We start from the raw sequence: 19332 nt of genomic DNA on the forward strand, positions 1-19332 counted from the left end.
TAAGATGGGGTTTCCGGGCGATCATCGTTTGACGTGGCGCGAAAAAGCGGCGCAAGGGTATGCCGTCCTAGGGGAGGAAATGGATGGGGCGACCGCAGCTGTTGCTGATTGACGATGAGCCTGCGCTGGCGACCTTCGTGGCGGCCGCGGCGGAAGGTTGCGGCTATCAGCCGGCAGTAACAGGGGACGAGACCGATTTTCGGCAGCGGTTTGGCGCCAAGCGTCCCGACGTCGTCGCGCTGGACCTTGGAATGCCCGGCATGGACGGCGTGGAATTATTGCGTTTCCTGGCGGCCGAGCGTTTTGCCGGACCAGTGCTGATCATCTCCGGATTCGACCGGCGCGTCCTGGAAAGTGCCTTCCGGCTTGGTCAGGCGTTGGGACTCGATATGGCGGGTCCGTTGGAGAAGCCGACCCGCCTGGAGGAGTTGGAAACCGTTCTGGAAATGCTGAAGCCCGTATCGTGACATGACCTCGCAAGCGGACATAACGCTTCTCGACGGCTTTGAACGGGCCCTGCTGAACGGCCGCCTGTCGATGGCCTACCAGCCGAAGGTGGCGGTATCCGATGGCCGGCTGATCAGGGTGGAGGCTCTTGTTCGGTGGGACGATCCCAAGCTGGGGCCGGTGGCGCCGTCCCGCTTCGTACCTCTGGCCGAGCGGCATGGATTGATCGATCCGCTGACGCAATGGGGCCTGCGAACGACGCTTCGGCAGTGGCTGGAATGGCGCAGCGCCGGCCTCGACACCTGCATTGCCTTCAACATTTCCGCACTGTCGCTGCAGCATCTGGATTTCCCCGACCTCGTCGAGCGCATGTGCCGCGGGCTGGAGGTGCCAACCGACCGGCTGGTGCTGGAGCTGACCGAGGGTGCGACGCAGCCGCTCATCAAGTTGATGGACACGCTCACGCGGTTCCGGATCAAGGGCATCGGTCTTGCGATCGATGACTTCGGCACCGGCTATTCCTCGCTCATGCAGCTACGCCAGCTACCGTTTACCGAGGTGAAGATCGATCGTCTGTTCGTGGCCGACATGTGCCGCAACAAGGACAGCCTAGTGATCGTGAAGACGATCATCGAGCTTGCCCACGGCCTTGGCCTCTCCGCCACCGCTGAAGGGGTTGAAACGGCGGAGCAGCTGGCGGTCTTGCGTGAGCTGGGATGCGATATCGTCCAGGGATATCTGATCGCCCAACCCCTCAATCCCAATGAGGTGCTGGCCTGGCATGCCCGGCACAAGCGACGCTGGAAGTTGCTGGTCAGCCCGCCGGAGGATCCCCGGCTCCGGCGCCGCGTCGAGGCGAATGCCCTGGGCTAGCGGCAGGTCCGCGCCGTAACCGGCCGATGGTTACAAGGCCCAAGCACATTCAGCCCGCGAGGAGCTTTGCCTTGGAAAGTGCGACGAGCCCGGCGTCGATGGTTTCGTCACGCTTGGCGAAGCATAGGCGGATCATGGTTGTGACCCGCTCCTTCTCGCTGAAAGCGGAGATGGGAATGGTGGCTACACCGGCGCGCTCGACCGCGAGCCGGGCAAATGCCTCGTCGTCGAGTGGGATGCCGGAGGACTGGAGATCCACGCACTGGAAATAGGTGGCCTCGCTTGGCAGGACCGCAAATCCGGCGTGCTCCAGGCCAGCAACCATTCGGTCGCGCGCGCGCGTGAATGAAGTTCGCATGGGCGCGATCCAGTCGTCTTGCGAAAGGCCCCACGCGACCGCTGCCTGCAGGTTGGGCGGCGTTGCAAAAGTCAGGAATTGATGCGCCCGGGCGATGACTGCGGTCAGCTTTGGCGGAGCCACGAGCCACCCGACTTTCCAGCCGGTCAGCGAAAAGATCTTGCCGGCCGATCCGCATTTCAAGGTGCGCTCGGCCATGCCCGGCAAGGCTGACAGCGGCGTAAACTGTGCGCCGTCCAGAAGCACATGCTCCCAGACTTCGTCGCTCAGCACCAGCAGATCATGCTCGGACGCGACGGCAGCGACCGCCTCAAGCTCCTGCCGGTCGAACAGGCGGCCAGTCGGGTTGTGCGGATTGTTGAGGATGATGAGGCGGGTCGCGGGAGTGACGGCGTCGCGAAGCGCGTCCTGGTCGATCCGCCATTCGGGTGGGCGCAAGGACACTTCCCGCACAACTCCGCCGGCCCGTCGGATGAGCGGGGCATAGGCATCGTAGGCCGGAGCAATGACGAGCACCTCGTCTCCGGCTTGCACGATCGCGAGCAGGACGGCAGCGATGGCCTCGGTCGCACCGCTGGTAATCAGGACATGCTCGGCGGTCAGTTTCAGCCCGTGATGCCGACCGTAGTGATCCGCGACGGCCTGGCGAAGTAGTGGGAGGCCGCGCGACGGCGGATACTGATTGTTTCCGTCGACAAGCAACCGGGCCGCTTCGGTGATCAGCGCTTCGGGCCAGCCGAAATCGGGGAATCCCTGCCCCAGGTTGACGGCCTGATGTTCCGCCGCAAGCAGGCTCATTCGCTCGAATACGGAGACGGGCATTCGCTCATACAACGAGTTCACAGAAGCACGCCCTTGTCCTTGAGATCCGAGATTGCCCCTTCCGGATAGCCGAGCTCCGACAGGATGCGCGTACCATCGACACCTTCCTGCCGCGGCCCCCGGGGGGTGCCTGAAGCCGTGCGCGAGTAGCGTGGCGCCGGCGCCGGTTGCAGCACGCCATCAAGGTCAATGAACGTTTCGCGCGCCTTGTTATGCGGATGAGCGGGAGCTTCGGACAAGGACAGGACGGGGGCGACGCAGGCATCCACGCCGGCGAGCCGCTCAATCCACTCGTCACGAGTACGGGTGGCAATCGCGGCTTCCATGTCCGGCCGGGTGGGAGAAGCCTGAAGTCCCAGGCCTTCGAGTAGCGCCTTGCGGAACTGCGGCTCGATCGCACCGACTGCCAATTCCCTGCCGTCGGCGCAGCGGTAGCAGCCGTAGATCGGGTCTCCGCCGTCGAGCAGGTTCGACGCGCGCTGGTCCCGCCATGCGCCGGCCGCCCGAAGACCGTAGATGAGCGCCCCGACCAAGGCGGCCCCATCGCTCATCGCCGCGTCGATGACCTGCCCCTCGCCGCCGCGCTGCACATGGAGCAGGGCCGCCACCATGCCGAAGGCGAGCATCAGCCCTCCCCCGCCATAATCGGCGACGAGATTGAGCGGCGGCACCGCCGGCCGATCTTGGTCCCCGATGCAGGACAAAAGCCCGGTCAAAGCGAGGTAGTTGATGTCGTGGCCCGCCGCGGCGGCCAGCGGACCGTGCTGTCCCCAGCCCGTGATGCGGCCGTAGACGAGCTTCGGATTGGCGGCGAGGAGGGCGTCCGGTCCAAGCCCCAACCGCTCCATGACCCCCGGCCGATAGCCTTCGATCAGCCCGTCCGCGCCGCTGGCCAGCTTTTGCACGACCAGCCGGCCTTCTTCCTGCCGAGGATCGAGGGCGATACTTTCGCGATTCCGCGTCAGCGGATCGTTGGGCACCGCGAGCTGGCCCCGCCGCTCGACGCGGATGACCCGCGCGCCATGATCGGCCAGCATCATCCCCGCGAATGGACCCGGCCCCAATCCGGCCATCTCGACGATGGTCAATCCTTCGAGGGGTCCTGCCATTTCTCGCACCTTTCGTGACGCACTCGCTGCCGCTAGCGTGGAGACCATGGAAGGAGCAACCATGCTGGACACTTCGACCCGCACGATCTTCGACGAGTCCCACGAAGCCTTCCGCGATACGGTGCGGCGGGTGATCGGCAATCTGGACCATGACCGCCACGAACGCGAAGGCATCGTCGAGCGCGAGGCCTGGCTGCAGGCTGGGACGGCGGGCATGCTATGTCCCGGTGTTCCCGAGGCGTACGGTGGGCCTGGGCTCGACTTCACCTTCAACGCCATCGTCGCGGAGGAAATGAGCTACGCGGGCGCCGCCGCCGGCTTTTCGCTGCAAAGCGACATCGTTGCCGACTACCTCATCGCCTATGGTTCCGAAGAGCAGAAGCGCCGCTGGCTCCCCGGCATGGTGTCGGGGGAGGTCATCAGTGCCATCGCCATGACGGAACCCGGCGCCGGCTCCGACCTTCAGGGAATGAAAACCATGGCGCGGCGGGACGGGAACGGCTGGCGGCTGTCGGGCAGCAAGACCTACATCACCAATGGTCAAAGCGCCGACCTGGTGATCGTCTGCGCCCGGACCACCGAGGAGGGCGGCGCGAAAGGCATCAGCCTGTTCCTGGTCGAGGCCACCGATGAAGGCTTCAGCCGCGGACGTAATCTCGACAAGATCGGATTGCACGGCAACGACACGTCCGAACTCTTCTTCGACGAGGTAGCGCTGCCCGGCGATCGCCTGCTTGGCGGAGAAAATGCCGGGTTCATGATGTTGATGAACCAGTTGCCGCAGGAACGGCTGTCGATTGCCGTTTCCGCTCAGGCCGCGGCACAGCGCGCGTACGATCTCGCGGTCGCGTTCACCAAGGATCGCAAGGCGTTCGGCCGGACGATCTTCGACTTTCAGAATACGCGATTCACGCTGGCCGACATGAAGGCGCGCCTGCAGGTCGGCTGGGCTCATCTGGATTGGGCCATCACGCGTCACCTGCGCCGCCAACTCACGCCAGCGGAGGCCAGCGCCGCGAAATTGTGGCACACGGAGGAGCAGTTCGCCCTGTGCGATCTGTCGCTTCAGCTGCATGGCGGCGCCGGCTACATGAACGAGTATCCGATCGCGCGGCTATGGCGGGACAGCCGGGTGACGCGCATTTATGGCGGCACCAGCGAGATCATGAAGGAACTCGTCGCCCGCTCGATCTAAGCTGCGCTTACCAAGTGGCAACCGCCCTATGCCAAATGGGGCTGTCGTCCTGAACGGAGAATTCATGCAGGCTTTTTGGTCTGAACGTTACGACCACCCGGGAGCATGGGACCAAAGTTTCGATCCCGTTCCGGTTGCGGACCTGTTGCGACGATCGGCCGAGCGGCGGCCGGATGCGACGGCGCTCGACTTCTACGGCCGGCGGACGACCTACGCTGAGCTTTGGCAACAGGCCCTCCGGGCGGCTCACGGATTTCAGAAGCGTGGCTTTGGTCGTGGGAGCCGCATTGGCTTGTTCCTGCCCAACACACCCCATTACCCTGCGGCTTATTATGGCGCGCTGCTGACCGGCGCGACGGTCGTCAATTTCTCGCCGCTTTATTCCCCGGACGAAGTCGTGGCGCAGGCGAAGGATTCGGGCGTGGACGCGCTCGTTTGCCTGGACCTGGTGCGTCTTTGGCCCCCGATGCAGGCTCTCCTCGATACCGGCGCGGTCCGCATGCTGGTGGTCGGAAGTTTGCCGGATGTCCTGCCTCGCGCAAAGGCGATCGGCTTTCGCCTGCTCAAGCGGCGGGAACGGCAGCATTTGCCAACGGACAAGCGGCTGGTCGGCTGGTCCGACCTGCTAAACAACGAGGGTCGGCCCGATCTGCCCACGATCGATCCGGTCCGTGACATCGCACTTGTTCAATATACCGGCGGAACGACCGGCGTCCCCAAGGGCGCGGCGTTGAGCCACGCGAACCTGTCCACCAACGCCATGCAGCTCGCCGCGATCGATCCAGAGCCACAGCGAAGCGACGCCCGGGTCTTGGGCGTGCTTCCGTTGTTCCACATCTTTGCGAACACGGCGGTGCTCAATCGGACAATTCTTGGTGCCGGCGAGATCGTCCTTTTGCCGAAGTTCGAGGCCGGTGAAGCCTTGGCGGCCATCACTCGACGGCAATGCACCGACCTGTGCGGTGTTCCGGCAATGTATCAGGCGATGCTGGAGCATCCGGCCCTTCGTCCCGAGACCTTTCGCAGCGTTCGGCAGGGCTTTTCCGGGGGCGCGGCAATGTTGCCGGCGCTCAAGCAGCGCTTCGAGGAGGCAACCGGATCGCGGGTCCTCGAAGGCTATGGCATGACCGAAAGTTCCGGCGTGGTGTCGGTCAATCCCTATGTCGGCGGCGCTCATGCCGGAACCGTCGGCCAGCCCCTTCCCGGTACTCGTATCCTGATCCTCGATGATGAAGGTCGTGAATTGCCGCAAGGCGAGAAGGGAGAAATCGCGGTCGCGGGGCCGCAGATGATGCAGGGCTATTGGCGCGCCACCAACCAAACGATCGAACCGCTCGACCAGGGCATGTTTCGAAGCGGCGATATCGGCCTCATCGATCAGGATGGCTACCTGCACATCGTCGATCGCGCCAAGGACATGATCAACGTCGGCGGGTTCAAGGTCTTTCCAAGCCAGTTGGAAGCCGTGCTGACCCGTCACCCGGCGATTGCGGAAGCTTTGGTGATCGGCGTTCCCGACGACCGCGTGGGTGAACGGCCGAAGGTGTTTGTTGTGCTACGGGAAGGCGAGGAAGCGACGGCCGGCGAAGTCCTCAGCTTCCTCAATTCGAAGATCGGCAAACATGAGCGCGTGGCCGAACTGGAGTTTCGCGACGCATTGCCCAAAACCGTGATCGGCAAGCCTGACCGCAAGGCGCTTGCGGCCGAAGAGATGCAGCGCCGGCAGGGCCCTTCCTCGATCCAGGTTGCCGAATAAGCTTTGTCACCATCGAGCCGCTTCTGGCTGCTTGGCTGGGGCGGCAGGATTCGAACCTGCGAATGCCGGTACCAAAAACCGGTGCCTTACCACTTGGCGACGCCCCAGCAGCGGGGCGGCTTATAGCGGCTGACTTGCCATGTGGAAGAGGCGTTGTTGCAAAGCTTTCAAGCGCGTTTGCGGTGGATCGGCGAGTTTGAACCCGTGTTCCGATCCGTAGCGGAAGCGGTTGGTCGACCAAGGTGGAAACCTTGTAACTCATCACAACCGATGGCGCGCATCAGCTCGGCCTCGCGCTCTTCCTCAATTCCTTCCGCCGTAATCCGCATGCCGAGCGTTCGGGCCAGCGCGACCACCGCCTCGACGATGGCCAGGCAATCGGCGTCGCCGGCAGCGGCGGCTCGAACGAACCCCTGATCGATCTTGAGCTTGGAGAAGCGCGCGCGGCGCAGATAGCCGAAGGAGCAATAGCCACTGCCGAAATCATCGAGAACAAGTTGAAGCCCAAGTCCGCGGAGGGCGTTCAGGGTGGCAAAGGTGGCTGCGTCCTCGCCAAGAAAAATATGTTCGGTGACTTCCAGCTGGACCCGGTCAGGCTCGATCCCGGTCGCGGCCAGCGTGCTCACCACGAGGCCCAGGAAGTCGGACGAGCCGAGCTGCGATCCTGACACGTTAATGGAGATATCGACATCGCGAGGCCAGTTTGCAGCTTCGCCAAATGCAGTGCGCATCACCCAGGCCCCGATCTGATGGATCAGGCCGATATCCTCGATCATTCCGATGAATTCATCGGGCAGAACCTCGCCGCGGGTCGGGTGCTGCCAGCGGAGGAGGGCTTCCCGGGCAAGCAGCCGTCCGGTGCCCGCGTCGACGATGTCCTGGTAAACGAGGGACAGGGCGTCTGTCGCTAGAGCGTCGCGAACGTCGTTCTCGAGCCGCCGATGCTCTTCGGCACGCTGCAACATGATTGGCTCGAAAAAGGCGTGACTGCCCCTGCCCGCCTTCTTGGCGCTGTACAGGGCGAGGTCCGCGGCACTCATCAGCCCGTCTTCGGTCGTGGCATCCACACCGCCGAGAGCGATCCCGATCGTCGCCCCCACGTGCAGGTGAGCAGTGCCGACCGTAACCGAGCGTTCAAGCTCCGTGCAGACAGCCGCCGCAATCTTGGCAAGAACCTCCCGAGTGCATTCGCCGGTCCAGACCAGCGCAAATTCGTCGCCCCCCAGGCGAGCGGTGCAGGCTTGTTGCCCGGCGCACCGTTCCAGCCGCCGAGCCACTTCGCACAGGAGCTGGTCGCCAACGGCATGGCCAAGCGTGTCGTTGACCAATTTGAACCGATCGAGGTCGACCAGCAGGAGGGCGCAGCCGCCGCCCCCCGTCTGTTGCCGCAACAGGCTTTCCTCAAGCTGCTCGCGGACCAGCAGGCGATTGCCGATGCCGGTCAGCGGATCGCGGCGAGCAGCGCGAACCGCGTCGGAGCCGGATAGCCGAGCCTCCGTGATGTCGGACCCGACGCCACGCCAGCCGACGAGGACGCCATGTTCGTCATGCAAAGGCTTGCCTGAAACGGTCCACCATTGGCGCCCTCCGAACATCGGAATGGCGACGTCGCGAAAGGGCGTGCCTAGCGCTGCATGTTCGAACAAGCTGCGCATGCCCGAAGAGAGGACGGAAGTACGCCCATCAGGATCGAGCACCTGCATCGCCGGCTTGCCCACCAGCTCGCCAGGTTTCTTGCCGAAAGCCCGAGCGAGTGCCCGGGATACGCGGACGAATCGCTGGCGCCGGTCGAGTTCCCACAACCAATCGCTTCCGCTGGCATCGAATTCCCTCAGCAGGCTTACGATCTGGCCGTGCTCCTGAAGTTCCAGACGGGTAAGCACGTTGAAGGCGAACTGCCGGGCATTCGCCAGCACCGCCCAGCCGAGTGCAACCGCATAGAGAATCGCCAAGGCGAACTGGACGGGGCTGTCGAGATAAACGGCGATGGCCAGTGCCCCGACCGCCAACACTGCCACATAGGTAATGGCCGCCTGCGGCACGCTGGCAAGGGAATAGCTCCCCGCGCTCATCAAGCCGACGGTTACGACGCAAAGCAGCAGCTGCTCCTCCCAGCTGACCATCGGAAACCAGACGAGCGGAGGGACCAGCCAAAGGGTGGCAAGCGCAGTGATGATCAGAGTTACGGTGCGCAGGTCCACCGGCTTGCGGCGGGCATAGTCCGGATCGCTCCGAAGGCGCCAAGCCCGTATTCCGCGTGTGACGCAAATGATGAAGGAGCCGCCCAACCAGACGAGCAACTCCGAGCGGGGGACCTGCTGCCACAGGGCTGCGCAAGTGGCGATGGCGGCGAGCAGCTGTACGGAAATCGTGGCCGGAACCAGCCGGATCAGAGCTTGCAGTTGGTTGTCCCGCAGCGCGCGGGTCGTGTCATCGGTGGTCGCAGACAGATTCAGCAGTGCCGATAGCGACAGATCCTCGGCGATGATCGGCACCTCGTCCGATCGCAGCAGAAAGGGACGGAGGAGCGATCCTACGTCTGGCACGACGCACCTGACTGCAACACTTCTCTCCTTATCCCCACGTCCTTATCGGACAAAGGCGAACGAAGTTTAAATCGCGCCGGCCCAATGCAGGCGATCAGTCCAGTTCCTTCCGGTACGTTTCAGGCAACCAGATAGCCGAGACAACCAGAGCCATCGCCACCACCGCGATCGTGTACCACAATCCGGCATAAGGGTCGCCTGTCCGGACAACGATCAACTGCGAGATTAGCGGCAGAAACCCCCCGAAATAGCCGCTTCCGATGTGGTATGGCACAGACATCGAGGTGTAGCGAATGCGCGCCGGAAACATCTCGACCAGGATCGCGGCCACCTGGCCGTAGGTCATGGCCGAGAGCGCAACCATAGCGGCGATGGCGAGGATGATCTTCCATCGCTCCTTTTGTGCCGGGTCGGCCTTGTCCGGATAACCGGCCGCGACGAGAGCCGCGGTGTACGCCGCCTCGTCGAAGCCTTGAATCGATCTGCCCCCCACTTGCAGCCGCACCTTGTCCGTCGCCGAGAGGTCATCCGCTTGCGGTGATGAGATAGTGCGATAGGCGACGCCGCGCTTTGCGAGAAATGCCTTGGCCTTCGCGCAAGTCGTGCTTTGCTTGGAAGCAAAGACGCGGAAGTCGCAATCCGCCGGCGCGGTAAGCGTGACCGGGGACGTTGCGGCGGCCCGGGCCAGCGCCGGATTGGCCCCGTCGGCCATCAGATGAAACAAGGGAAACAGCAGCGCCAGCGTCAGCGCGTAGCCGGTCAGCAGGATCTTCTTGCGGCCGATCCGGTCACTCAACGCGCCAAAGCCCACGTAAAGTGGCGCTGCGAGCATCGCGCCGACAGCCATGTAGAGGAGCGCTTCCTCCTCCCCGACGCGGGCGGTGCCCTGGAGGAAGTAGAGCGTGCCGAACTGACTGGTGTAGTAGATCACCGTCAGACCTGCGGCGACGCCGAACAGCGCCACGAACACGCGCTTCAGGTTGCCCGGGTAGGTCAGGCTGTCCTTGAAGGGATTGCGGCTCGTCTGGCCTGCCTCCTTCATCGCCTTGAACACCGGGCTCTCGGACAGCTTGAGCCGAATGTAGAGCGAGATGGCGAGCATCAGCAGCGAGGCGACAAAGGGGATGCGCCAGCCCCATGCATCGAATTGTTCGGGCGTCAGGGCATGGCGGCAGGCCAGCACCATCACGAGGCAAAGCAGGAAGCCGCCGACAACGCTGACCTGGATCCAGCTGGTGTACTGACCGCGCTTGTTCCGGGGCGCGTGCTCCGCAACGTAGATCGCCGCGCCGCCATATTCGCCGCCAAGCGCCAGCCCCTGCAGCAGGCGCAGCAGCACCAGCAGGGCGGGCGCGAGGATGCCGGCTTCTGCATAGGTGGGGAGGAAACCGATCGCCGCCGTCGCGCCGCCCATCAACGTAATGGTGATGAGGAACGTATATTTGCGCCCCACCCGGTCGCCGAACCAGCCGAACAGCAGCGCGCCGAGCGGCCTGACGCCGAAACCGGCGCCAAAGGCGGCCAGGCTGGCCAGCGTGGCGGCCGTGGGATTGTCCGCCGGAAAGAATAATCGCCCGAGAAGTGCAGCGAGAATTCCGTAGAGAAAAAAGTCGTACCACTCGAACACTGTGCCGAGCGCGGACGCGGTGATGACCAGCCGGTCGCGCTTCGGGTCGATCGGACGGTCGTCGTTGGTCCGGCCGGCTGCGGCAGTGCTCATTTCCATCCCCCCATCAGCAGCTTAGGCAGAGCAGGTGCGAGCCGACAAGGGGTGTGCGGCACCGGGATCGCGACGGTCAACTTGGACAAGTTGGACGCAACGTCCCCATTGTCTTTCTGCCGGCCGGTCAGGCCTGCCGGTGGTTGACCAGGTCGTCGTAGTCGCGAGCCAGCTGCTTCGATAGCTCGCCGACTTCAAAGTTCCATGGACCCGCCGACCGAACGAACGTCACTTCCGCGGCAGAACCCGTAAGGAAGAATTGTTCGAAGCTTTCGAGCTCTTCCGGCCAGATCGTCCGCTGCTGAACCTCGATACCTCGCTTGGTCGCAAGGTCGATCACAGTGCGGCGGGTGATACCGTCGAGGAAGCAATCGGGGGTGGGCGTATGGAGCACACCATCGCGGACGAAGAAAGCATTGGCGCCGGTAGCTTCGGCCACCTGGCCGCGCCAGTCGAACATCAGCGCATCGTCGAAACCGCGCGCATCGGCATGCTGCTTGGACAGGGTGGCGATCATGTACAGACCGGCTGCCTTGCTGTGCACGGGCGCCGTGTAGGGCGCTGGCCGCCGCCACGGCGCGATATCGAGCCGAAGGCCGGCGGCCGCCTTTTCATGCGGGTAATATTTGCCCCAGTTCCAGGCCGCGATGGCAAGATGCGGGCGAGTGCCCTTTGGGCTCACCCCCATCGATTCCGAACCGCGCCAGGCGACCGGGCGGAGATAGGCGTCGGTGAGGTCGTTGGCCTTCAGGACCTCATAGCAGGCAGCGTCGATCTGCTCGGCGGTCCAGGGGATTTCGAAGCCGAGCATGTCCGCACTGCGGCGAAGACGCTCGCTATGTTCACGGAGCTTGAAGATCCGGCCACCATAAGCGCGCTGACCTTCGAACACGGACGACGCATAGTGCATCGCGTGGGTCAGGATATGGACGTTGGCGTCGCGCCACGGGACTAGCTTGCCGTCGAGCCAGATAAAGCCGTCACGATCGTCGAAAGGCTGCGGATCCGCCATGAAGTCCCCGGTTGAGAAGCAAGTTGTCGCGCGGCCTAATGCAGGGTCGCGCCATTATCAACTTGGGCGGCCGCATCGGCGAGTTCACGAGTGCGCCGCTCGGCAGCCGCGAGCGTCCGGTCGATCAAGTCCGGCAATTCGGCATCGAGGACCTCGAGCCCGGCCTGGGTGGTGCCGTTCGGGCTGCGCACCCGGGCAACCAGATCATCCATGCTTTCCCCGGTTCCCGCGGCATGCCAGGCGGTGCCAAACACGGTTTCCCGGGCGATATTGAGTGCAAGCACGGGATCGAGGCCCCTCGCCCTTCCGGCCGCGGCCAGCGCGTCGATGAACCGCGCGACATAGGCGGGGCCAGAGCCCGCCACTGAACCGACCGCTCCGAAACTGGCCTCGTCCGGACTCCAGATGGCGGTGCCAAGCTGACGGAACAGGTCGCCGAGGCGTATGCGAAGCTGCTCGTCGGCATCGGTGCTGGTGAGCGGCACTACGCCGCGGCGCACCGATACCGGAATGTTCGGCATGGCTCGAACGATGGCCTTCGCGCCGGGGAAGCGATCCCGCAGAGTGCCGAGCGTCACGCCGGCCAGAATGGAAACGATCACTGCCCCGTCGGCGAAGCGGCGGAGGTCGGGGACGACTTCGTCCAACGTCTGCGGCTTGAAACCAAGGATGATGAATTCCGGCGCCGGGCCAGCTTCAAACAGCGAGCGGACGGTGCGGAGGCCGTCGACGGCCTTCCCACTTGGGCGGATGGCGGTGGAAGAAGACAGATCGACCCCGGCCTGGCGCCACCCTTCGACCATCGCACCGGCCATGTTGCCGCAGCCCACGAACCAGATGGAGCCGCGCTTGGCAGCGGGCGCGGGTGTGGGGCCGGTTATGCTTTGGACGTCCATGCTGTAGGCTTTCGTTGATGAATTGTTGGCCGCTTCGCCCGTCGCTCCATGTCCCCCGGCGCTGCGCGGCGGAAAAGCGTCTTTAGGCCTCGCCGACGGTGTCGATCAGGGCGGCGGAAATGGCCTCGCTGGGACTTTTGCCGCCCCACAGGACGAACTGGAAGACCGGGTAGAACCGTTCACATTCTTCCAGCGCGGCTTCGGCAATGGATTCGGCCTGCTCGAAGCTTAGCCCTTCCCCGTCGCTGCCGGTATCCAGCAGCGCGGAATAGCGGAAGACGATAAGGCCAGAGCTCGACCAGAGCTCGAAATGGCCGAGCCACATCTGTTCGTTGATCAGGCCCAAAGCCTCGTAAATCGCCAGGCGCTTCTCGGCCGCGACCTTGACGTCGGGAAAGGCGAGGAACTGCAGTACCCCGTCCTCCGGGCGCCACACGCCGCGCAATTCATATTGGGTCCAGCTGCCGGGCGCCGAAGCGACGATCTCGCCCTCCCCCGAACGCTCGCAAACCCAGCCGCGGGCGTCGAAATAGGCCTCCAGCACCTCGATCGGAGCGCCGTCCTCCCGTTCCTCTGCCGTGTCGTCCTGCCCCAAGACTTCGCTCACTCCTCCGGCGTCTCCAGCTCGGCCGCTGGCCCCTTCTTGCGAGTGGACGTGCTACCCGGCGCCGCACCCTTCCCAGCGGAGCTTTCCAGCGCTGCAAGGCGATTGCGCATCGCCTCCACTTCCTCGCGGGCAGCGGCGGCCATTGCCTTCACGGCCTCGAATTCATCGCGAGAGACAAAATCCATGCCGCCGACCCATTCGCGCATGCGTTCCCGCGCCGACTCTTGGGCCTCGCGGGTCATTCCGGCGAAGGTCCCGGCAGCGCCGTTCATCATCTTCACGAAATCATCGAACAAACGGTTCTGCGACTGCATCGCATCAAGCTCCCGTAATTCCCAAAGGCGCTTGGTCGGCGCCCGGATTGAGCCGGCCCGTTTCCCAGTTGAGGGTCGTGGCCAGGCACAGCCATGCCAGATAGGGCAGCAACAGCGCGCCCGCCAGCGGTTTCACCCGCCAGAAGCAGATGATGGTCATGGTGACGAGCACATTCATGGCCAGAATGACCAGAAAGGCCGCGTCGATCATGCCCGCGCCGAAGAATACGGGCGACCAGCTGAAATTCAGGATCAACTGTACGATAAAAATCACGAGGCCGCGGCTGCGCGGCTTGCTGTCCGGTGCGGCTAGGACCAACGCGAGGGCGATGCCCATCAAGGTGTAAAGCGTGGTCCAGGTCGCGCCGAAAACCCAGCCGGGCGGCTGGAAGCTCGGCTTTTCAAGGCCGTCGTACCACGGATTGCCGAAGCCGCTGTTGGAAACATATCCCATGGCCGAGCCCGCCACGACGATCAGCGGAACGGTGAAGAGTGCATATTGCCACCAGGGGCGCCTGCCGTTGCGGTCAGCCAGCGTCGCCATTCGTGTCTCCCTTTGTTGCTCCGACCAGGAACTCGATATTGCCCTCCGGACCGGTGATCGGGCTACGCGTCACGCCCATTATGCGCCAGCCCTTCGAAGCGATCCACCGTTCGGCATCGGCACAAACGCGCTGATGAATTTGCGGGTCGCGGACCACCCCGCCCTTGCCGACCTCCTCACGCCCCGCCTCGAACTGAGGCTTGATGAGGGCGACGAGGTGGGCGCCCGGCCGGGCAAGCGCGAGCGGTGCGTCGAGGACCTTCGCCAGGCTGATGAAACTGGCATCGCAGACAAGGATATCGATCGGGTCACGCACGAGGTCGGCGGTAAGCTGGCGGGCGTTGGTCTGCTCCATCACCACTACGCGCGGGTCTTGGCGCAGCTTCCAGGCGAGCTGGTTCGTGCCCACGTCCACGGCATAGACCTTCGCCGCGCCGCGGGTCAGCAAGACGTCGGTAAAGCCGCCGGTGGACGAGCCGACATCAAGGGCGGTCGCGCCAGTCACATCGATGCCGAAGTGGGTGAGCCCGTGATCGAGCTTGATCCCGCCGCGGCTGACCCAGGGGTGATCCTTGCCCCGCACGTCCAACGGAACGTCATCGGCGAAGGTCTCGCCGGCCTTGGCGACCTTGCGCTCTCCGGCGAAGACCACGCCGGCCATAATCAGCGCCTGCGCCTTGGACCGTGTCTCCGCCAGGCCGCGGGCGACGAGAAGCTGGTCGACCCGCTGCTTCACGGTCGCCTCAGGCGCGGACGCCTTCGCTGACTTCGACGCCGACGCTGTTGCGGCGCAGGGCCTTCAGGACGGTTTCGACGATGTGCGGCGCATTGAGGCCGGCTTCGTCGTACTGCTTTTCCGGCTTGTCCTGATCCTGGAAGCGGTCGGGCAGACGCATGGTGCGGAGCTTCAGCCCCGCGTCGATCAGGCCCTCGTCGCTGGCGAGCGTCAGAACGTGAGCGCCGAAGCCGCCAACCGCCGCCTCCTCGACCGTCACCGCCACCTCGTGGGTGGTGAGCAGCTTGCGGATGAGCGCCTCGTCGAGCGGTTTGGCGAAGCGCATGTCGGCGACCGTGGTGCTAAGGCCCATGGCGTCGAGTTGGTCGGCCGCCTTGAGCGCTTCGCCCAATCGGGTGCCGAGCGACAGGATCGCGACCTTCTTGCCTTCGCGGACGACCCGGCCCTTGCCGATCTCGAGCCGCTCGGGCGTGGCGGGAATGATCAAGCCCTCGCCGCTGCCGCGCGGGTAGCGGACCGCGCTCGGCCCACTGTCGTGGAGCGCCATGGTATGGACCATGTGCGTGAGTTCGACCTCGTCGGCCGCGGCCATGACCACAAAGTTCGGCAGGGTGCACAGATAGGCAAGGTCGAAGCTGCCTGCGTGCGTCGCGCCATCGGCGCCGACCAGGCCAGCGCGGTCCATGGCGAAGCGGACGGGCAGATTCTGGATCGCAACGTCATGCACGACCTGATCGTAAGCGCGCTGCAGGAACGTCGAGTATATGGCGGCGAATGGCCGGTAGCCTTGCGCGGCAAGGCCCGCGGCAAAGGTGACGCCGTGCTGCTCCGCGATCCCGACGTCGAACGTGCGATCGGGGAAGCGCTGTTCGAACCGGTCGAGGCCGGTGCCCGACGGCATGGCAGCGGTGATGGCAACGATCTTGGGATCACGTTCCGCCTCGGCCGTCAGTGCGTCGGCGAACACCTGAGTATAGCTGGGCGGGCCCGGCGGTCCCTTGTCCTGCTTGCCGGAGACGACATCGAACTTGACCACGCCGTGATATTTGTCGGCGCTGCTTTCGGCCGGGGCATAGCCCTTCCCCTTCTGCGTCACCGCATGGATCAGCATTGGTCCGGTGTCGGCGTCGCGCACATTCTCAAGGATTTCGACCAGGCTGACCACGTCATGGCCGTCGACCGGACCGACGTAGTAGAGCCCCAGTTCCTCGAACAGGGTCCCGCCAGTAACCATGCCGCGAGCATATTCCTCGAGACGCTCGGCCGCGCGATGGAGCGGTGCGGGCATCTTGCTCGCCAGCTTGGCGGCGAAGCGGCGCGGGGTGAGATACTTGCTGCTCGACACCAGGCGAGCAAGCGAGTTGCGCAGCGAGCCGACCGGGGGCGCAATCGACATGTCGTTGTCGTTCAGGATCACGATCAGGCGGTTGCCGGCCTCGGCCGCGTTGTTCATCGCCTCATAGGCCATGCCCGCAGTGGCCGCGCCGTCACCGATCACGGCAATCGCTCGCTCCGGCGAGCCGTCCAGCTTGCTGGCGATGGCAAAGCCCAACGCTGCGCTGATCGAGGTCGAGCTATGAGCCGCGCCGAACGGGTCGTATTCGCTTTCCGACCGCTTGGTGAAACCGCTCAATCCCCCACCCATGCGGATGGTGCGGATCCGGTCGCGACGGCCGGTCACGATCTTGTGCGGGTAGCATTGATGGCCGACGTCCCAGATCAGCTTGTCGTTCGGCGTGTCGAAGACATAGTGAATCGCGACCGTCAGCTCGACGACACCGAGCCCTGCGCCAAGGTGGCCGCCGGTAACGGACACGGCCGAAATCGTCTCGGAGCGGAGTTCGTCGCAGAGCCTTGGAAGCTGGTCCTTGGCCAGGCGGCGAATATCGGCGGGCGAGCTGATCGTATCGAGCAGCGGCGTCTCAGGTAGCACGGACATTGGGCTGCCCTAAACCACCCTTTGGGCGAAGTCGAATAGGGTCTTGGGACAGGTCGGGACCGTCAGCTGCAGTCCTCGCACTTGCCGCGGACCTCGATCACTGGCCGAGTGGGCGCAAAGCCGCTCTTTTCCGCCGCCGCGCGGACCCCGCTGGCGATGCTGTCGTCATCGATGTGCTTGGTCTGCCCGCAATCGTCGCAGATCAGGAAGATGCAGTCGTGAAGACAGCCCGGGTGCGCGTTCGCGACATAGGCGTTGGCGCTTTCCACCCGCATGGCCAGATTCGAGCCGACGAACAGATCGAGGATTCGATACACGCTGTTGGCGGCGACCCGGCGGCCCTGCGCCTTGGACACCGCCTCGGCGATGTCGTAGGCCGACGCGGGCCGGTCGAAGCCTGCCAGCGCATCGAACACCGCCTGGCGCATATCGGTCCACTGCTCGCCGGACTCCGTGAGCTGGGTCTTGGCGGCGTCGCGCAGATCGTCGCCGTCGTGCAGGTGGTGCTGGTGCTGTCCCATGATCCGGAGATACGCCCCGCCCGGGGGGCGCACAAGGGTGGCCTAACCGCGCCGCCCGAACGGATTGACCGAGCCGCGACGATTGAGGTCATGGCCGAGCGCAAGGATCAGCACACCCACCATCGTCGCCGCCGCCTCGCTGCCGTCATGCGGCAGGGTCAAGGCACCGCCCATCACGCCAAGGCCAAGGCTGCCGACCGCGACCGGCATGAGGAACCCATGATCCAGCGCGCCCCGGCCGAGCGCGAACGCGCCCAGCGCCATGGCGATCATCAGACCGCCCTCGTGAATCCAGTCGGCGCCGAGCCAGCCGCCGGCAACCGACAGCATCGCCACGAGCACGGTGGTCGCGACGCAATGGACCACGCACAGGCCCGAAAGACCGATGGCCAACCGGTCCAGCCGGTGAGTCGGGATCGCGTGCTGATGCATCGGTGTATCGATATAAAGCTACATGCCCGAAGTTACAACATCACATAGAGGCGCTTGCTGGGTCATTTTGTCCAGGTTGCGACCCGTCGTCTCTCCGGCCATATCGCCGGCAACATGACCGCCACGACTCTGCCTCTTGCCGGCGATGCTGCGCGTTCCGGGCTTGCCAGGCCGCACGTCATTGCGAACTGGCTGTTCTCGGTCGCCGCCCTGATTTTCTTGATGGTGGTCGTGGGCGGGATCACGCGCCTGACCGAAAGCGGCCTCAGCATAACCGAATGGAAGCCGGTGACCGGCGCGATTCCCCCGCTGACGGAGGCGCAGTGGGAACATGCCTTTGCGCTCTACAAGCAGATTCCCGAATATCAGCAGATCAATCGGGGCATGAGCCTTGGCGAATTCAAGAACATCTTCTTCTGGGAATATGTCCATCGGCTGCTCGGGCGACTGATCGGCCTGTCATTCGCCCTTCCGCTGGCCTGGTTCGCCTGGAAGCGGGCCATTCCCCGCGGCTATGGCCCGCGCCTCCTTTTCCTGCTGGTGCTCGGTGGACTGCAAGGGGCAATCGGCTGGTGGATGGTGGCGAGCGGCCTGACCGAACGGACCGACGTCAGCCATGTCCGGTTAGCGGTACACCTGTTGCTGGCGCTGCTGATCTTCGGCGCGATCGTCTGGACGGCGCTGGACCTTCGTTCGCCGGAAGCGAAGAAACGCAGGGTGCCAACGCTGGCGATTTGGGCCATGGCGGTACTGGCGTTGCAGTTGATGTTCGGTGCCTATGTCGCGGGTCTCAACGCCGGTTACGCTTTCAACACGTGGCCATTGATGGGTGACGAATTCTATCCGGCCGCAGCGCCCTGGCTTGAGCCCTTCATCCGCAACTTCGTCGACAATCCCATTACCGTGCAGTTCGTTCACCGCTGGCTGGCGTGGGTCGTGCTGGTCTTTGCTGTGATCATGGCCCGGCAAGTGAAGAGGGTCGGCGGCCGCCGCGAATCGATCATCCTCCACTCGGCCATCGGAACGCAAATCCTTCTCGGGATCTGGACCTTGCTGTCCGGCGTGCACTTGCATGTGGCGGTCGCCCATCAGGGGATGGCGGTGCTGGTGATCCTGGGGTTCGTGATGGTCGCGCACCGGTTGGCGGTCGAGCAGGACGAGCGGGCCGTCGCCTGATGGCGGTGGTTTCCGTCTACTGCGTATTCGCCGACAATGAGGAGGCCGACCGCATCGGCCGCACCGTCGTCGAGGAGGGTCTCGCGGCGTGCATCAATATCCTTCCGCCCTGCCGATCCTTCTATCGCTGGAAAGGGAAGATCGAACAGGCGGCGGAAGTTCCGGCGATCCTGAAGACCAGCGTTATTGTTGCCGACCGGCTGCTGGCTCGTATCGTGGAAATGCACAGCTATGACGTGCCGGCGGTTGTTGTCTGGCCGGTGGAACGGCTGTTTTCCCCATACCGCGAGTGGGTTGAAAGCGAGACGCAACGATAGCGGGTATCATTT

Annotated in this window: 19 protein-coding genes and 1 tRNA gene; 6 read left to right on the plus strand and 14 right to left on the minus strand. The window is 64.3% G+C overall.

Translation table 11 applies throughout. From position 1 onward, the window contains the following. Window positions 1-83: 83 nt before the first annotated feature. Together AC4GYS_RS10135 and AC4GYS_RS10140 are read left to right on the plus strand one after the other, a co-directional pair. Entirely contained in the window at window positions 84-467 is a 384-nt protein-coding gene (locus AC4GYS_RS10135) for a response regulator (protein ID WP_491108954.1), read from the plus strand. Between the two features lies 1 nt (window position 468). Beyond that, window positions 469-1320, plus strand: coding sequence for an EAL domain-containing protein (locus tag AC4GYS_RS10140; RefSeq protein ID WP_491108955.1), 852 nt, complete (start codon window positions 469-471; stop codon window positions 1318-1320). Between the two features lie 49 nt (window positions 1321-1369). Here AC4GYS_RS10140 and AC4GYS_RS10145 read toward each other — a convergent pair whose 3' ends face one another. Next, complete coding sequence (locus AC4GYS_RS10145) at window positions 1370-2521, minus strand: aminotransferase (RefSeq protein WP_491108956.1); 1152 nt, start codon at window positions 2519-2521, stop codon at window positions 1370-1372. Further along, window positions 2518-3609 carry a CaiB/BaiF CoA transferase family protein gene (locus tag AC4GYS_RS10150; RefSeq protein WP_491108957.1) on the minus strand — a complete coding sequence of 364 codons (1092 nt, stop codon included), beginning with the start codon at window positions 3607-3609 and terminating at the stop codon, window positions 2518-2520. Before AC4GYS_RS10150 ends, AC4GYS_RS10145 begins: the two co-directional genes overlap by 4 nt. Before the next feature lie 61 nt (window positions 3610-3670). Here AC4GYS_RS10150 and AC4GYS_RS10155 point away from each other — a divergent pair, with 61 nt between their 5' ends. Further along, entirely contained in the window at window positions 3671-4804 is a 1134-nt protein-coding gene (locus tag AC4GYS_RS10155) for an acyl-CoA dehydrogenase family protein (protein WP_491108958.1), read from the plus strand. 64 nt (window positions 4805-4868) lie between these two features. Next, window positions 4869-6560, plus strand: coding sequence for a long-chain-fatty-acid--CoA ligase (locus AC4GYS_RS10160; RefSeq protein WP_491108959.1), 1692 nt, complete (start codon window positions 4869-4871; stop codon window positions 6558-6560). A 32-nt stretch (window positions 6561-6592) separates the two neighbouring features. On the opposite strand, the gene AC4GYS_RS10165 is transcribed toward AC4GYS_RS10160, so the two are convergent. From AC4GYS_RS10165 to AC4GYS_RS10220, 12 genes are all read right to left on the minus strand, one after another. Continuing rightward, window positions 6593-6667, minus strand: a tRNA-Gln gene (locus AC4GYS_RS10165). Between the two features lie 60 nt (window positions 6668-6727). After that, the gene (locus AC4GYS_RS10170; protein ID WP_491108960.1) at window positions 6728-9106 is read right to left on the minus strand and encodes a putative bifunctional diguanylate cyclase/phosphodiesterase; all 2379 of its coding nucleotides are present in this window, start codon (window positions 9104-9106) and stop codon (window positions 6728-6730) included. 94 nt (window positions 9107-9200) lie between these two features. Beyond that, a complete protein-coding gene (locus AC4GYS_RS10175; protein ID WP_491108961.1) occupies window positions 9201-10826 on the minus strand; it encodes an MFS transporter in 1626 nt (541 codons plus the stop codon). A 127-nt stretch (window positions 10827-10953) separates the two neighbouring features. Then, window positions 10954-11838, minus strand: coding sequence for a branched-chain amino acid aminotransferase (locus tag AC4GYS_RS10180; RefSeq protein ID WP_491108962.1), 885 nt, complete (start codon window positions 11836-11838; stop codon window positions 10954-10956). A 35-nt stretch (window positions 11839-11873) separates the two neighbouring features. After that, on the minus strand, window positions 11874-12734 hold the full coding sequence (locus AC4GYS_RS10185; RefSeq protein ID WP_491108963.1) for a pyrroline-5-carboxylate reductase family protein: 861 nt from the start codon (window positions 12732-12734) through the stop codon (window positions 11874-11876). Window positions 12735-12816: 82 nt separating this feature from the next. Further along, window positions 12817-13341, minus strand: a complete 525-nt coding sequence (locus tag AC4GYS_RS10190) for a type III secretion system chaperone family protein (RefSeq protein WP_491108964.1) — start codon at window positions 13339-13341, stop codon at window positions 12817-12819. Then, window positions 13338-13655, minus strand: a complete 318-nt coding sequence (locus AC4GYS_RS10195; protein ID WP_491108965.1) for an accessory factor UbiK family protein — start codon at window positions 13653-13655, stop codon at window positions 13338-13340. The genes AC4GYS_RS10190 and AC4GYS_RS10195 overlap by 4 nt, the downstream gene beginning before the upstream one ends. A gap of 4 nt (window positions 13656-13659) precedes the next feature. After that, window positions 13660-14199 (minus strand): TspO/MBR family protein, encoded by a 540-nt coding sequence (locus AC4GYS_RS10200; protein WP_491108966.1) that lies wholly within the window; start codon window positions 14197-14199, stop codon window positions 13660-13662. Next, a complete protein-coding gene (locus AC4GYS_RS10205) occupies window positions 14183-14935 on the minus strand; it encodes a TlyA family RNA methyltransferase (protein ID WP_491108967.1) in 753 nt (250 codons plus the stop codon). The genes AC4GYS_RS10200 and AC4GYS_RS10205 overlap by 17 nt, the downstream gene beginning before the upstream one ends. 7 nt (window positions 14936-14942) lie before the next feature. Further along, window positions 14943-16874, minus strand: coding sequence for a 1-deoxy-D-xylulose-5-phosphate synthase (dxs, locus tag AC4GYS_RS10210; protein WP_491108968.1), 1932 nt, complete (start codon window positions 16872-16874; stop codon window positions 14943-14945). 62 nt (window positions 16875-16936) lie between these two features. Further along, window positions 16937-17395 carry a Fur family transcriptional regulator gene (locus AC4GYS_RS10215; protein ID WP_491108969.1) on the minus strand — a complete coding sequence of 153 codons (459 nt, stop codon included), beginning with the start codon at window positions 17393-17395 and terminating at the stop codon, window positions 16937-16939. Window positions 17396-17437: 42 nt separating this feature from the next. Further along, on the minus strand, window positions 17438-17827 hold the full coding sequence (locus tag AC4GYS_RS10220; protein WP_491108970.1) for a MerC domain-containing protein: 390 nt from the start codon (window positions 17825-17827) through the stop codon (window positions 17438-17440). A gap of 114 nt (window positions 17828-17941) precedes the next feature. Here AC4GYS_RS10220 and AC4GYS_RS10225 point away from each other — a divergent pair, with 114 nt between their 5' ends. Further along, on the plus strand, window positions 17942-19003 hold the full coding sequence (locus AC4GYS_RS10225; RefSeq protein ID WP_491108971.1) for a COX15/CtaA family protein: 1062 nt from the start codon (window positions 17942-17944) through the stop codon (window positions 19001-19003). Next, on the plus strand, window positions 19003-19320 hold the full coding sequence (gene cutA / locus AC4GYS_RS10230) for a divalent-cation tolerance protein CutA (protein ID WP_491108972.1): 318 nt from the start codon (window positions 19003-19005) through the stop codon (window positions 19318-19320). The genes AC4GYS_RS10225 and cutA overlap by 1 nt, the downstream gene beginning before the upstream one ends. The last annotated feature ends 12 nt before the right edge of the window (window positions 19321-19332 follow it).

It is taken from the genome of Sphingomonas sp. SP1, assembly GCF_058313395.1.